The organism is Armatimonadota bacterium, from assembly GCA_018268395.1.
GTDB lineage: Bacteria > Armatimonadota > Fimbriimonadia > Fimbriimonadales > Fimbriimonadaceae > JAEURO01.
The window spans coordinates 223,622-238,250 of the sequence record JAFDWQ010000009.1; the positions used below are offsets into that span (position 1 = coordinate 223,622).

Annotated in this window: 11 protein-coding genes; 3 read left to right on the forward strand and 8 right to left on the reverse strand. The window is 62.4% G+C overall.

What is annotated here, in order from left to right; all coding sequences use genetic code 11:
* Positions 1–3: 3 nt before the first annotated feature.
* From JST30_14620 to JST30_14640, 5 genes are all read right to left on the reverse strand, one after another.
* Positions 4–708, reverse strand: coding sequence for a hypothetical protein (locus JST30_14620; GenBank protein MBS1715559.1), 705 nt, complete (start codon positions 706–708; stop codon positions 4–6).
* Positions 709–1,423: 715 nt separating this feature from the next.
* Positions 1,424–1,867 (reverse strand): type II toxin-antitoxin system VapC family toxin, encoded by a 444-nt coding sequence (locus JST30_14625; protein MBS1715560.1) that lies wholly within the window; start codon positions 1,865–1,867, stop codon positions 1,424–1,426.
* Positions 1,868–1,869: 2 nt separating this feature from the next.
* Positions 1,870–2,835, reverse strand: a complete 966-nt coding sequence (locus JST30_14630) for a hypothetical protein (GenBank protein ID MBS1715561.1) — start codon at positions 2,833–2,835, stop codon at positions 1,870–1,872.
* 323 nt (positions 2,836–3,158) lie between these two features.
* Positions 3,159–6,053, reverse strand: a complete 2,895-nt coding sequence (locus JST30_14635) for a hypothetical protein (GenBank protein ID MBS1715562.1) — start codon at positions 6,051–6,053, stop codon at positions 3,159–3,161.
* On the reverse strand, positions 6,043–7,302 hold the full coding sequence (locus JST30_14640; protein ID MBS1715563.1) for a DUF2130 domain-containing protein: 1,260 nt from the start codon (positions 7,300–7,302) through the stop codon (positions 6,043–6,045). The genes JST30_14635 and JST30_14640 overlap by 11 nt, the downstream gene beginning before the upstream one ends.
* Positions 7,303–7,669: 367 nt before the next feature.
* Here JST30_14640 and JST30_14645 point away from each other — a divergent pair, with 367 nt between their 5' ends.
* Entirely contained in the window at positions 7,670–8,596 is a 927-nt protein-coding gene (locus JST30_14645) for a hypothetical protein (protein ID MBS1715564.1), read from the forward strand.
* Positions 8,597–8,666: 70 nt separating this feature from the next.
* Here JST30_14645 and JST30_14650 read toward each other — a convergent pair whose 3' ends face one another.
* Entirely contained in the window at positions 8,667–9,185 is a 519-nt protein-coding gene (locus JST30_14650; GenBank protein MBS1715565.1) for a hypothetical protein, read from the reverse strand.
* Between the two features lie 134 nt (positions 9,186–9,319).
* On the reverse strand, positions 9,320–10,804 hold the full coding sequence (locus JST30_14655; protein ID MBS1715566.1) for a hypothetical protein: 1,485 nt from the start codon (positions 10,802–10,804) through the stop codon (positions 9,320–9,322).
* Positions 10,805–11,055: 251 nt separating this feature from the next.
* Here JST30_14655 and JST30_14660 point away from each other — a divergent pair, with 251 nt between their 5' ends.
* Together JST30_14660 and JST30_14665 are read left to right on the forward strand one after the other, a co-directional pair.
* Entirely contained in the window at positions 11,056–12,135 is a 1,080-nt protein-coding gene (locus JST30_14660) for a hypothetical protein (protein MBS1715567.1), read from the forward strand.
* Between the two features lie 93 nt (positions 12,136–12,228).
* Positions 12,229–13,179, forward strand: a complete 951-nt coding sequence (locus tag JST30_14665; protein ID MBS1715568.1) for an NmrA/HSCARG family protein — start codon at positions 12,229–12,231, stop codon at positions 13,177–13,179.
* 163 nt (positions 13,180–13,342) lie between these two features.
* On the opposite strand, the gene JST30_14670 is transcribed toward JST30_14665, so the two are convergent.
* Positions 13,343–14,512 carry an alginate export family protein gene (locus JST30_14670; GenBank protein ID MBS1715569.1) on the reverse strand — a complete coding sequence of 390 codons (1,170 nt, stop codon included), beginning with the start codon at positions 14,510–14,512 and terminating at the stop codon, positions 13,343–13,345.
* Positions 14,513–14,629 lie beyond the last annotated feature (117 nt).

The following is a 14,629-nucleotide window of genomic DNA, read 5'->3' on the forward strand; positions in this document are numbered from 1 at the left end:
GTCCTAAGCGGCTTTGCGCTTCGACGCGCTGCCGCCCGCTTCGACGGACAGCGTCACCTGGTGCACGCCGATCGGGACCATGTCGGTCGCCTGTCCCGTGACCGTGTTCACGAACCGGTAGCCGGCCGCATAGGTGCCCGGCGGCACCGTCACGTCCGTCGAGAGCGTGCCGACGACGAACGCGAAGAAGGCCTTGCTGCGGTAACCGTCGGGCTGCGGGTTCCAGTGGCTGTTCTTGAGCGGCTGGAGAAGCAGTTCGGTCTTCGTGTTCGGAGTGTTCGCGCCGGACGAGGTGAAGGTGACCTTGCCGGTTCCGGCTAGGGCGGTCACGGTCACGTTGTCGCCGAGGTACGGAGCGGCCGGAGGCGTGGACGGCACGGTCCCCGTCGGATTGACTTGGAGGAACTTCACCGCGAGCTGCATGAAGGCGGCGATGTCGGTCGGGTGGTAGGTCTTGCCCGTGACGTCGTCGCGGAACGTGAGGCCCGACGCATAGGCCTGCCACTGGGCGACCTGCGTGTTGTTCAGCGCCTTGAACGCCCGGGAGCCCTTGCCGAAGTAACTTCGCAACGTTTCTTGGGCCGTCGTGTTCGGGTTGCGCGGGATGACGTAGGGGGTCAGGATGGTGCCGTTCTTGCTCCGCCGGGCGACGGTGCCCCCGTCTTTCCCTGCGAGGCTTTCGAAGGCCATGCCGAGGAGGGCCTTCACGCCGCACCTCCGGGTGTGCTGGGCGCTCCCGCCGTGGTTCTTCGCCCGACCTGCCTTTCGCAGTCCGTCCTGTGCCGATTCGTCACCGTCCTGGCGACGCTGTTTTCGGATTGTTGCTTCATTGTCCCGTTCCTTGACGGCGCCCTTGCCTCATGCCATGAGGTCCGTTCGCCATCCTTGCACCAGGTCGTTCGCCCCTGGCCTATGGAGGTTTTCGGCAGCCGCTAGGGGTGGTCTTCACCGGATTCGGAGGCTTTTGTCCGTTTTTGCAGAATTTTTATAGGTGTCGGCTCTGAATCGGGGTTGGCCCGTCGACGACCGCATGCGCTTCCTTTGCTTCAGGGGATCGAGCTCAAGGCCCAAGACCGTATGTCCGTCGAGTGTCCTTCCGTGGCCAAGTAGTCACTTTCGCAGACAGGTGACGCACCAGGATATTCTGAAGCCCAAGCAACGAGTCACCCTTGATTCACGCTATGTGGCGAAGACGACCTGCCAGTCGCGTTCGGCCCAGTAAAGCGCGCTGCCCGGTATCGCGGCGGACTTCTCGGCCTCGGCGGGCGTGGAGATCATGAGATCGACGGCAATGTCTCCAGGCTATGCAGGGAACTCCTGGTCTGTGTTCCCTGAAAGTAGAGACCCCGACACGGAACCCAGATCAAATCCACCCCCACGTTTCGCGCCACTGACTTGTCGAGAAGTTTCACGACGGAACTCGTCACGGCCTACGGTTGATGACCGCCCCCGTTGATGGGTCGAACTGAATGAACTGCAACGGCGGCGGCAACCTCCCGAAGTCGCCGTCGAACGTCAGAAGGGTCATGTCCAGTTCGATGGTCGTAGAGGCTATCCAGAGATCGTTTTGGCCGACGTTCAGTCCTTGTGACGTATTGATGACCTCGAGCTCCGCGTATCGGCTCGCTAGCGGGCCGGGCAGAACCGCAACGACCGTCAGATTGCGCACGAAATGGGCCAGCGCTTGCCGTTTCGCCGTTCCCCACTTGCTCTTAACCGAGAACGCCTCGACTTCCCCGACGGACACCACGCTCACGACCGGCAAAAATCCGCCTTGCACCAACCCCAAGGCGCCGTCGATCGCCTGAAACGCAGTCGACTTGCGGGCCGCATGGATCAAGATGCCTGTGTCGAGCAGGTACGCCATGCCTAGCTGATCTCGCGCAGGAAGGCGTCGACCTCTTGGTCGGTCTCGTCCCCGGGCCAGGCGCCGACGATCCTTGCGAAAGCGCCTGGTTCGGCCTTGCCCACCTGCAACCGCAGACTAGGCGACCATGCCTTCGGAGTCGCCCGAAAGAGCCTATCGCCCTCGCTTGCCGGGCGAGCCGCATCAGCCCGCACACCGACGACCGCTCCATTTGCACGGAACGAGGCCATGCCTTCGAGGAGGACGTCTTCACCCAGCCACTGCCGCAGATCTAAGTTGCCGTGCTCCCATGCTCCTCTCACCTTCATGCCGTCGTCCAGGATGATTTGGAACAGGCTGTCGCTCATTTTCAGCATGTCCAGTCGCCCCACGACCCGAACACGTTGCGGATGGGGGGTTTGGAGCAACATTTCAGTAGCCCGTTCGATCAAGGGCTGATCGATGACGGCACTGCGGCGGGCTTGGTCGGAGAACGCGAAGCACGCGCTTTCGAGGCCTCTATTGAAGCTACCACGGAAGCGTGCGACCCGTTCGAGCATCCCGTAGTCCGCCTTCAGCTCGCTTATGGGCGCCTGGTGGACTTCGTTGAGGACTTGGCCAAGCAGGTCGAAAGCCGTCCAGTCGGGGTTCAACTTGTCCTCGTCAAAGAGGACGCCCTGTTGGAAGAGCTTCGGGGCCGCATCGCCGAGGGTCGGGCTGCGGAAGACGAGGAGCGTCTCGCCCTTGTCGGTCTCCTGCCAGGGCGCTTGCTCGAGGTCCCAGATGCTGCTGAGGAAGCGGAACGGCCGGCCCTTGGCGCTGGAGAGGTGGACCGTCTTGAGCCGCGTCGCGGCACGGATCGCGTCAGTCGTCTGGCGCACGAAGGCGAGCTGAGCCCCAGGCTTCACGTATTGGCCGTGAAACCCCTCCCCTCGCACTTTGATCGCGACTTCTTGCGTGGCGTTCGTGACGGACTCCGTTCGGGTCACATTGTACAACTGGGAGGTTACGCTCGCTGGCCAGGCGGCGTAGGGGTCGGCCATCGTTTCCTTGCGCGTCGATTATCCCGAGCCTCGAGCCGTTCATGCCCGCGCATCGACACTCGAAACCCGAGACCCCAAACCCGAGCCCCGACGAGCGCTGACCACTCCCTTTGCGCTGAGCCTTTGTCGTGAGTTTTCGCCACGGGCTGGAACTCCGTGCCGGGCGCACCGCTCCTAAGCTTCACCGGCACTAGATCGGTGCCAATATCGCACCAAACCAATTGCTTCTTCAACCTGTCGCACAACATAGGTCTGAGACGAACTGAACTCTACTTATAATTGTTCTTAGCGCGGTCAAGGATATTGTACTTTGCATCACGAAGGTCAAACGCTGGCTTAGTGCCCTCCAAGACATCAAGAATCAACTGCGTGATGGTAGGGTTCTCAATTGATCCGGTAGTATAAGTGATTGCATTTCCATCCAAAATGTCGCGTTCCGCGTGCACGATCTGGTCAGCATCGCATACGACCGCGATATTCGGGTTGTGAGTAACCATGATAACCTGCCTCCGCATCCTAGCGGACTTGACAGCGGGAACCAACATCGTAGCAATTGTATGATTGTCTAAGTTCTCCTCTGGTTGATCGATCACGAGAGGAGTATCGCGACGGTCCACTAACAGGTAAAATACAAGCAGAAGCGTGCCACGTTCACCCGGTGACAGCTTGTCTAGCGGCTTGCCCTGCCACCGCAATTCGAAAATGGGCTCTACGTATTCAAGGCTGTAAATGTAATTTAGCACATCGGTTGCCTCAAACCCAGCCTTCAGTTGTGACTCCAAAGAGACGGGCTTTTCGTCTCCATCTCTGAAGTCGTAATTCAGTTGACGTTCTAGCTCACTAGCAAATGCGAGAATCCCGTTGTCCGTCGACAGGTCAGCACTAGCAATAAGCTCGTGCAGTCTTTTTCGCCCTTCATCATCTCCATAGAACGATCCAATGCGACCCTGATGGATAAATCGAAGCAGCCCATCAGCCACTTTCGTGGACGTAAAGGTAGCACTTACTTGCAGGCCTTCCGCCTCCGCGAATACGCGGTCGTTTTCGATAAACTCCTGAACCGGCCTGTACAATTCCATGTACCGAGCAAGCAGTCCCAGTTTGGCCCTCGCAATGTTCCTGCAAATGCCGTCTCGGCGCGCGCGTTCCGCGCGTAAGCTCTCTGGAAGTTGCTCCAACGCCTTGAGTCGGCCCTCCAAGCCTACCAGACTCTCGGGATCCTCGAGGGAGCCGACGATTGAGGAGCGATCATGTTCCCATTGTCGAAGGGAAGTTAGAAATGATTGGTACTTCCTGCCGGGCTCATCTAACTCGAGCCGCTTCAAATCGATTTGCTTGTCGAGTCCGGCAAGTCGCTGAGCTATGGACTCCTCCCTTTCTGGATCCAGCATGGACCTGACCTCGGAGAGCTCCTTTGTGGCCGCATCCTTGACGGAAACAAGTGGATCCTGGAGAATTGTCAGTTTGACGATCTCTTGAAGGTTTAAGCCGAGAGCTGCTGCGTCTTCTGAGGCTTCGGCAGTGAAGCTGGCGAATTGCCTCTCCAAATTCTTCAGATTGCCCTGCAAACGCTCAGCAACCGCCACGCGCCTTGCTGCTTCCCGCTCCCGAACCTCTAACGCCTGGAAATCGTTAGCTACGGAAGTTCGTTGCTCCCGAAGATCCGCCAACTCCTTGTTAGTCGCCACGGATGCCGCCTGAGTTTCCGGATCCACACTTGGCTCTGCAACGGCAGACGGCCGGGCCTGGTCGTGCGCCTCTAGCTCAGATTTGCGATGCTGCAGCAGTGCTTCCAGACTCGCTCTGAACCTCTCCGAGAGTTGCTCTTCAGTTCCGAAGATCTCACGGTTGGAACTTGCCAACTCTCTTTTTGTAATCTCAATTTCGTCCGTAGTTGAGCTTGTCAGGAACTCAATAAGCTCTTCCAAAGTGCTACAGTTTAACCTTTCCGCTTCGCTGACATGTGAAAAGATGACGTCTTGCAACTCTTGATCAAAGGCAGTGTCTTTGGGGTCTGCGCAGATACTTTCAAGAAAAAATTGGGGAATGTACTTTACCGTTTCTGGCTTGTCGATATCTGGTGGTTCAGATAGCAGAGCACTTGGCATTGAACCATTCCGCCAATGACAAGTTGCGCGAAACATGGGGCCCAGTTTGCCCTTGGGTTCCAAGAATCGTTTCGATGTTAGAAAAGCAAACTGGCGTCCCTGTCTACTGTTTCCAAGCAAGGCGGCAACATCCGCCAGGGCGCTTTTGCCAGAACCTTTGTTACCAATTATTGCCACGAGCCCATGATTTAGTTGGACAACGCCTTCAAACCACTTCACTCCCTCCTTGGCCAGCTCAGTGCGTTCAAATGAAATAGAATCGATATACTTTGTAGCTTTCTTTTCAACACGTGCGCAACTCGGCGGTTCATCTCCAAGGAATATACGGTCTTCGGGTTCATTGATGAGCTGAAGTAGTCCCGCAAATGAAGGGTCTGCTTTGACCCACATCGGGCATTTCGTTGAGTATTGCCTAATATTATGGTTGTCCGAGCATAGAATCAGCGGAAGTGCTCTCCCGATATCCGGAAAGACGTGCTTTCGGTAGCCCGGGCAATCGTCCAAACGGCCTACTTCGAGGGCATGAATGTACTTGCTTGCTAGGTCCGACTTAACGGCCTGCTTTACGACATCCGCATTTGTCAGGGCTTCGATGCTGTTTGTCTTCTTGCCCGCATGAACTGTAACAATTCCACCCAGTTCGCGGATGAGCCTGAATCCATCGGCGTATGGGACGTATACATGATCGTTGCCCTTGGATTGCACGTCCGCAACTGAGATACCAAGGCCCTGCAACTTGATCCAAAGGTCTTCAAGGTCAATGTCGTCCGGGAAGATACCGATATAGTGAACACACTCTGAGCCTCCAAGCTCCGATCTGAGTTCAATTCCAGGCAATACCGTTAAACGTCCTTCACCAGCTTTCTGCATCGCTGAGATGAAAGTCGTGTCGATGACATGGTGATCGGTCACCGCAACGAGGCGGACTCCATGGTGGGCCAGCCCATCAGCCATATCGTCCGGGGAGACAGTCTTGTCTCCGTAATCGAAGCTGGCAGGTGAGTGCAGATGAAGATCCCACCTCCTCCAGAGTGAACCGCGTGGGTCATACTTCATCTTCTTCAGGCTCCATCGTACGATCTGAGCTGTCACGTTCTGACGGGTACTGGAACCCCGGCAACTCAGCCATCTCACTTCCTGCAATCCCCTGCAAGTCCCCTTGCAAGCCCGCCACGCTCGTCAGCACCCGCTCGATGCGCCGTTCCTGGCGGCGCCACCGTGCAAGGGTCGCGCGCTTTTCGGCGAGCAGCTCTTCGTGCAACTCCCTGAACGGCAACGCGATGCCCTCCAGGGTCGACCGGAACTCGGGGCCGGTCATGTAGGCGTAGAGGCGTTCCATCTTCGTCTCGCGACCGGAGGCGCTCAGGCGGGCTTCGGCGGTTGCCATCAAGCCCTCGCGCAAGGCGACGCCCAGCATCACTGCGTGCGACGGACGCACGGTCCACACCCCGTCTTGCGGCCCGAAATCGCAGAGCCCCTTCGGAAGGACTTCGCTGACGATCACGGCGACTTCGGCCTTGGCGTCGGCCGCGTCCTTCTTGGCCTTGCCGCACCAGTCGCCTCCCCAGGACTGGGCGCGCTTCGCTTCCCAGAGGATCGTGCCGACGGGCCGGCCCATGTTGCCGAGGACCCGCTGCAAGATGTCGCCGCCGTACGCCCCCGTCTTCACCGGCTCGATCAGGTCTTGCGGAAAGGCGGACCTTAACGCCGCTTCGAAGTCAAGCTCCAAAACGTCGCCCTGCGCCTGTTGGGATCCCTGGGTGCCCTTGCGCTTCAGTTCGTCCGCCTGCTCCGTGAGTTGCCGGATGAGAAGGTCTTTCTCCGCCATCTTCAGACGGTATGACTCGTCCGCGTCCTTCGCCGCCTGCTCCTGGATGCCCACCCGCTGCTCGTCCACTTTGCGGGCGATCTCCAGATCGAGGCTCCTCGCCCGCTGGTCCAAGGCGTCCTTCTCCTGGCGCAATCTCAGCTCGTTGGCTTGCGCCGTCGCCAGGTCCGCTTCGAGCTTCTTGGCCCGTTCCCGCTCGGATTGGATCTCGGGCGCGAGTTCTAGGCGGAGCGCTTCCCGCTCCTTTTCGCGGATCGCGAGGCGCTCTTCGGCGACGCGTTTGTCCACCTGCGCCTGGACCGACGACTCCCGCTCTGCAACGGCGCGCTCACGGGCGGCCACTGCGTCGGCCTGCTCGCGCGCCTTGTCCTCGGCCTCCGCGGCTTTCTTGGCTTCCGCCTGGACACGTGCTTCGGCCTCGGCTTTGACCTTCGCGATCAACGGCCCGGCCAAGGTCTCGTCGAGCGGGATCTCCACGCCGCAAGACGGACATTTGATCTGACTGCCTTCTGACACCTTCGATTGAACCTTTGCGCCCCGTCCCGCTTCCTCCCCTGAAAGTCCGTACGCTGATAATCGATTCTACAGAATCGTGTTTGGATAAGTCCAGCCGAGCCGCTCGAGCGGTCTGTGACCAGACGCCTCGACCTCTGGGTGGCGTTCAGACCCGCTTCAATAGATCTCCTATCAGAGTTTCCAAGGGGCGGCAAGACGTTCCACCCCCACAACACCCCCGCCAAACCCCCGCATCACCCCCGCAAACAGGCTTTGCGGGGGTCATGAGAGGGTCGTCCGGTGCTCGTGAGGGGTTCGGAGGTCGGGCGGACCTGCCGACAATCCGGTTATGGCCAAAATCGCACCGAGCCCGGTATTAGGCAAAGCGAGCGGGGCGTATTTCGGCGTCGTCGTGGCGAACGGGCGGAACGGCCTCGTCATGCGCCGGGCCGCGCGGTACAAGCGGGCTCAGAGCGACCTGCAACGCGAGGCGGCGCTCCGGATGTCGCTCGTCTCCGCCCTCTGGCCGGACCTGCCGACCGAGACCGTCGAGGCCTGGAACGACTATGCGGAGACGCTGCACCGCCGCGACCGCGTCACGGGCCAAGAGTATTCGCCGACCGGCTTCAACGCCTTCACCGGGCTGGCGTGCAAGGTGCTCCAGGTCGACCCGGACGCCGAGGTGCCGCTCCTGCCGCCGACGGGCGTGTTCATGGGCGACGCCTTGGTCCTCTCGGTGGACTCTGACGGAACGCCCCTTAGCGCCGTCCCCCTCACCCCCTACCCCCTCTCCCCCGGAGGGGCGAGGGGACGATCGGAGGCACTCTCGCGGGCAGACGGGGCGACGGCCCGGCCCCACAAGGGCGAGAGGAGCCGGAACCCTCGCGATAACGAGCCCAGGGACGCCGCCGAGCCCCTCACCCCGTGTCCCCTCTCCTCCGGTGTGGCCTTGGGCAGCTCGGGCCTCCACCCCTCGACCCGCGCCTCATGGGCGAGCGGCGTCGCTCGAGGAGAGGGCACCGTCCGTTGGACGGCCGACATACCGAACTCGCCCGGGACCGTCACCGAACTCCTCTGGGAAAAGCTCCCGAACAAGAACCGCAAGCCGACCAGGCGCTGGCGCACGGCAGGTTTCCACCACTTCGCGCAGGGGGCGATGTCGGTCGAGACGCCCGCCGGCCCAGGGTGGTACGTGGTGGGATACCGCTATGTCGAAGCCGCGACCGGCCGGGTCGTCGGGGGATGGACGATCGGGCGGCTCCTCGTGGAGGGCTGATCCGAACCCCGGTGGCATCAAGTCTCAATCTCCCTCCGTCACGGACCAAAGCCCGGTCCACGGACCACGCCTACCGCAACGAGACCTTGGCCCAGTCAGGGTCGCCGACGACCTCTCGGACCAAGGACATCAGCGCCGGTTTGCGCTTGCCATAGCAGAACACGCGGAACTCGCCGCCTCCGACGTCGTTGCCGTCGACGAACCCCTGGTCGTCAGCTTCAAGAACTTCGGCGAGGTGGGATTCGAGACGCGAGCACCGGTCGAACCAGTCGTCGACGCCCGCACGGGGCCGCAAGGTGACCACGCACTTCGCCCGGTAGGCCGCCATCGCGTTAAAGAGCCCGGCCCGGTTCTCCGGCTGGAACCCGGGCGGCACGATGCCGCTCAATCCGACGTCGATCTTGGCGTCGTCCCATTGGTCGACCCCCAAGTGCCGGCGCACCTCTTCCAAGACCCTTGCGCGCGCCTCGAGCGAATCCGGTTCACCGACCGACCACTTTCCTTGCACGTCCTTCGAAGAACGCTTTCCCCCGACGACGGTCCGGACGGACCACCCCGTCACCGAATAGTACGCCACCAAGGGCCTCACGACCGACGACTATAACCCCTGGACCGTCCCTCAGGGCGATCCCGGCGACACGCCCTCAGGAGCATGGTGGCCGGCACGGCAAAAGCGGCACGGAACCCCAAGCGACCGCACCGCGCCGGCTCTGGGCCGTGACGTCACTGGACGTGCCACCTGACCATGTCGTGCTCCACGCACCACCCGGGTATGGCCGTCGGACCGACCGCACGGACCGAATACCGCGCCCGCATCAGGTTGTCGTCGCGGACGAGCCGACGGAGCGTTCCTGTCGCCTCGAGCTCCAGATACGACCAACTGCGGCCCAAGGCGTCGGTCCTCACGTCCGTGAGGTCATAAGTGCCCGTTTCGAAGTTGAAGAGCTCGATGCATTGGGCGAACATCCCGGACGACATGGCCCTGGAACACGATTCGAGGGTCATGCGGCTGACGTTCGTCAGCGGGAGGAAACCACTGACGGTGACCTGGATCTGAGGTGCTTGCTGGTTGGGGACGAGGAAGCGGCACACCCGGAACACGTCGTTGTCGACTTTCGTGAGGCTGTAGGCGTCTCCTTGGGACAGCCAACCGAGGTTGACGGTCGCGGAAGAGGGATAGACGTCCAGCCCGTAGACGGGCCGAGCGACGAACGGCGTGTCCGGCGTGCCTTCGAACGTGCCCGTTCCGAGCACCGTGCCGTCGGGTGCGACACCCCGCACGGTCTGCAGCGACCAGCCCGGCGTCCGGAAGTCGAGCAAGGTGTTCATGTCCTTTCGGCCGGTGCCCCCGAGCCAGACCGTGGACGATCCGCCGGCCTCGCCGAACACGTCACCGTTCGCCCCAGCCGCCCGCGCGATGCTCGGCGAGCCCGTGTCTGGGAGCAGCTTGACGACGCCCGACACCCAAACGGTCGCGCGCGTACGGCCGCTGATCTCCGCAAAGCCCACGACGAGGTCAGGATCACGGGCGGACAGGGCCAAGGAATGGGTCGTTCCGCTGGGATGAGGCAGGGACACGACCGTTCCGGTCGGCGACCTCAACGTAGCCCGTTCCTCGTTGAGCGCGCCGCCGACGTACCGGCGGGATACACCCACGATCGTGCCGTCTCCGAGCACGTCGGCCGGCCACGCCGCGTTCGTCCCCGATGCAGGCTGGCGGACTTCGAAGCCGGTCCCTTCCGTCCACAGGTAGGGGCGTTCTGTCCGCTGGTCGCCGGAGGCCGCACCCAGGGCCACGCGACCGGCGGTGTCGCAACCGACCGCAGTCGAATAGTTCGCCCCGGAAGGGATCCCGACCTGCACGAGCGTCCCGTCGAGGTTCCAGGCGATCGTGCTCAAGCGTCCAAAAGCGTCGTACGTCTCGCCTGCGAGCCGGCCCGACACCGAGCCGCCGAAGCAAGCCGAATCCGGGTGCCACGAAAAGTCGGACAGGTAGGAAAGACCGTTCTCTAACGTTCCGGCGACGGAGCGGTGACCGCCGTCGAGAACGGCGTAGCCGACGATCCGACCGTCACGGGCGAAGTTGAGGGGTACGAAGGACGTGGCCCCCGCCGGCGGCTCCAACCTGTAGACCTTGTAAGAGTACAGCGTAGCCGCGTTCGAGGTCGCGGCAAGGGTCGTCACAAACAGGGCCGCCGCGACACGCATGGCCTCAGTATAGCGACCCTACTTTCGGATCAAGCTCAGATGCAGACCGCTCTTTGGACTCGTGGACCGGTCCGCCGAGGCGTCCGGAGTAGGGGCGGCCCGGCGAGTCGGCCGTCGACGCCCCGTCCGCGACTTCGAACCGTCCGGGCGCTTTGGTGCATCGGCTCAGGCCCGACTGTCCACATCTCCGGAATCCGCGGACCGACCCGTGTTCTCGGGAACTCCCAGGCTCCGCCAAGATCCGCGCTCCGGTGCGGAAACAGCGACGGTCGGCGACCGTCCTAGAGATCATGCTCCTCGCGCCTGCGCTCGTCCTCGCCCAGCAGGTCGTGCCGACCGTCCAGTCGACCTTCGTCATGGCAGGGGGCGAGGCGTACGTCCCCTCACCCGTCTATGTGGTCAAGCCGGTCACCCCGGACGAGGTCTACGGCTGGTCGCCGGACGGGACGCGGTTGGCCACCGTCTCGGCGACCACGGGTGCAAGTCCGCGCTCGATCGAGAACAAGCTCGCGAACGGCCTGTCGCCCCACGGCAACACGCGCATCGGGGTCTGGAGCAAGGACACCGGAAGGGCGGTCGACGTCTTCGTCGCACAGAACGCCACGACGGGGATCGGCGGCTTTACTTTCGCGGGCAGCACGCTTGTGTTCGCGACCTTCGACGGAGGAGTAGGCTCGACGGTGCACCGTCTCTGGACGTCCCGTGCCGGCCAGTCCGCCCGACCGCTGGACCTCGCCGGCTTCACGGGCGGTGCGCAATTCGTGGCCTCGAAAAGCGGCGACGCGGTCTTGCTCACCTCTGGCCCTCGTGCCTGGGTGCTGAAGGAGAACGCGACTTTGCCCGTGTCGTTCCAGGGATACGAGGCGCTCAGCGCGCGGGGCCTCACTCCGAAGGGCCGGGCCCTTGTCGCCGCCATGAAGCAAGCCAGCCCCATGGAGATGTTCGAGGTGGACTTCGCGACGGGCACGGCGGCGAGGATCGAGGAACCGACGCTGCCACGGGTGGACGCGGTCTTCGACGGACCGTTCGTCCTCGACGTCTATCGGCTCAACGGAAGAAGGCTCGGCCCGTTCACGATCGACCACCGGGCTGACCATTTGGATGAAAAGCCCGCCATGATCGCCGAGGAGGACGGGGGCTACCGGATGGACGTCGTGGAGGCGAGTGGCGAGAAGCGCCGACGCATCCCGTTCGTCCACGAGATGTCCAGTACGGTCTTCACGTCGCCGGACTTCCTCAACATAGCGTTCGTCTCGAACAAGACACTGATGGTCCGCTCGCTCGTCAAGGTGTCCGAGAAAGAAAGGAAGCGGCTGCTGGGCGAAAAGTGAGGGGCCTGCGCCCAGTCGCCGGACTCCCGGCCCTGGTGCCGAAGTCCTTGACGTCTCTCCTTCGAGAGCCGTGCCACCCGCATAATCCGCAACATGTCCGAAAGCAGAAAGATCGCCGTCATCGGCGCGACGGGCGCCCAGGGAAGCGGGCTCGTGAACGCCGTCCTCGCCGACCCAGGCTCGGGGTTCACCGTCCGGGCGTTGACCCGCGACGCCGCCTCGCCCAAAGCGGAAGCGCTCAAGGCGAAGGGAGTGGAGGTCGTCACGGCCGACGTGGACGACCAGGACAGCCTGAAGAGGGCGTTCGACGGGTGCCACGGCGCGTATTGCGTCACGTTCTATTGGGACCACATGGATCCCGAGCGCGAAAAGGACGAAGCCCGCAAGATGGCCCAAGCCGCGAAGTCCGCGGGCCTGGGGCACGTCGTGTGGTCGACGCTGGAAGACACCCGCAAACGCGTGCCGCTCGACGACGACCGCATGCCGACGCTGATGGGCAAATACAAGGTGCCGCACTTCGACGCCAAGGGCGAGAGCGACGCCGTCTTCGAAGAGGCCGGCGTCCCGACGACGTACATGCTCACCAGCTTCTACTGGGACAACTTCATCCACTTCGGCATGCACCCTCAGCCGGGCCCCGACGGCGTCTTGGCGATCACGTTGCCGATGGGTGACAAGAAGCTTCCTGGAATCGCGGCGGCCGATATCGGTGCCTGCGCGTACGGGTTGTTGAAGGGAGGCAGCGAGTGGACCGGCAAGAGGGTCGGCATTTCGGGCGGGCATTTGACGGGCGAGCAGATGGCCCGGTCGCTCACCCACCTCTTGGGCAAGGAGGTCCGCTACAACGCCGTCGAGCCTGACGTGTACCGGAGCTTCGGGTTCCCGGGCGCGGACGACCTCGGCAACATGTTCCAGTACAAGCGCGACTTTGAGGAAGAGTACTGTGCGGCCAGAAGCCTCGAGACTTCCCGCAGACTGAACCCTGACCTCCTGTCGTTCGACGATTGGCTCGACAAGCACAAGGCCGACTTCCCGAAAGCCTAGGCGGACTTCGGGATCAGGGGCATCGGGCATTGCGGGCCTGGTGCTAAGTCGTGACGATCCGACCGACCTGGTCGTACTCGGGGCACCACAGTGCGACGCTTACAGGGCCCGTCTGCCGGACGCGGTAACCGGCCATCGGGTGGTCCGACACGTCCAGGCGTGCTCAGAACTTCGCCGCGACCTGGAAATACAGCCACGTCTGGCGGTCGGCCGAGCCCCCGTTCAGCTTCTTGACGAACGAGCCCGGTTCGAAGAGGCCGATGCCGAGCCCCAGCGAGACCTTGTCCGTCGGGCGGAACGTCGCTTCCAGGTCGATCTCTGAGCCGACGCGGCGTCCGCTCGATCCGGTCGGATCGACGAAGTCGCCGTTCGCACCTTTGTTCGGCGCGCCACCCGCGCCGTACCATGCGTCGGACGGGTCACGGAGCGAGAACGTCCGCCAGGACGCGGAGAGGTCGAGCTGTTTCATCGGCTTGTGCACCACGCCGACGGCGAACTCGTCCATGTTCTTCCACGCCTGCAAGTCCATCGAGCCGTAGAACTTGTGATTGGTGGGATAGAGGTTGTCGAACGTCATGACCGTGTCCGCGTTCGAACCGCCGCTCGCCGAATCGGCTTCGACATACGCCTTCGTCTTGGGGCCGAACGGCCTCGAAGCCGAAGCGTGCCACGCCCATGCCCGCTGGTCGCGGGACTGCACCTTTCCGAACTGCAGGGCCGCCTCTGCCTCAATCGTCCAATCCCCCACCTTCCGGTTGAACTCGTGTGCCAAGGTCGTGATATCGACGCTACGCCCGTTGACGCGGTCGTGCTTTTGGACGACCATCGAGCGTCCGTACTTCCATTGGCCGGACAGGCCGAACACCCTGGCGTCCTGCGGCTTGGGCTGGCCGACCCCGAATTTGAAGGCGAACGCATCCCAGACCGGCGTCTGAAAGCGGATGCCGTCCATCGAGCGCGGGACGTTGACCCACTCCGCCGTTCCGATCAAGCGTTCGGTACCGACCACGATCTTCTGTCGCCCGATCGTCGCCGTGCTCTGGGCGGACTTGAACTGGACATAGGCGAGCGACAGGTCGCCGGCCTCGTCTTCGACGCGCTTCGTCGGCAGTTCTGACCAAGCATGGGCGTACAAGTACTGAAGCCCGAATTTGAGTCGGTCGCCCTTCTTGCCTTCGATGCCGACCTTGAGTCGTCCGAGATGGTCGGTCCGGTCATCGGAAACGGCAGAACTGAAGTCCCGCTCCAGACGCCTCTCCAAGCGGTAGCGGAACTCGTACAGGGGCTTGATCTCGATCTTGTCCTGGTCGACGGGATGGGAGTCGAAAAGCATGGTCGCAACCTTCCGGCCTTCGGGCCGTTGTTATCCATCTTCGGGCTCCGCACCAAGGGTGTGCTATGACCACCGTCATATCGGCGAAGGACACGGGACTTCCGTCCTCAAGAGGGC

What these genes read in the sequence shown, in the direction of transcription:
- JST30_14670 (MBS1715569.1), bottom strand. Translation starts at nt 14,512, where the DNA reads ATGCTTTTCGACTCCCATCCCGTCGACCAGGACAAGATCGAGATCAAG.
- JST30_14625 (MBS1715560.1), bottom strand. Translation starts at nt 1,867, where the DNA reads ATGGCGTACCTGCTCGACACAGGCATCTTGATCCATGCGGCCCGCAAG.
- JST30_14665 (MBS1715568.1), top strand. Translation starts at nt 12,229, where the DNA reads ATGTCCGAAAGCAGAAAGATCGCCGTCATCGGCGCGACGGGCGCCCAG.
- JST30_14655 (MBS1715566.1), bottom strand. Translation starts at nt 10,804, where the DNA reads ATGCGTGTCGCGGCGGCCCTGTTTGTGACGACCCTTGCCGCGACCTCG.
- JST30_14635 (MBS1715562.1), bottom strand. Translation starts at nt 6,053, where the DNA reads ATGAAGTATGACCCACGCGGTTCACTCTGGAGGAGGTGGGATCTTCAT.
- JST30_14645 (MBS1715564.1), top strand. Translation starts at nt 7,670, where the DNA reads ATGGCCAAAATCGCACCGAGCCCGGTATTAGGCAAAGCGAGCGGGGCG.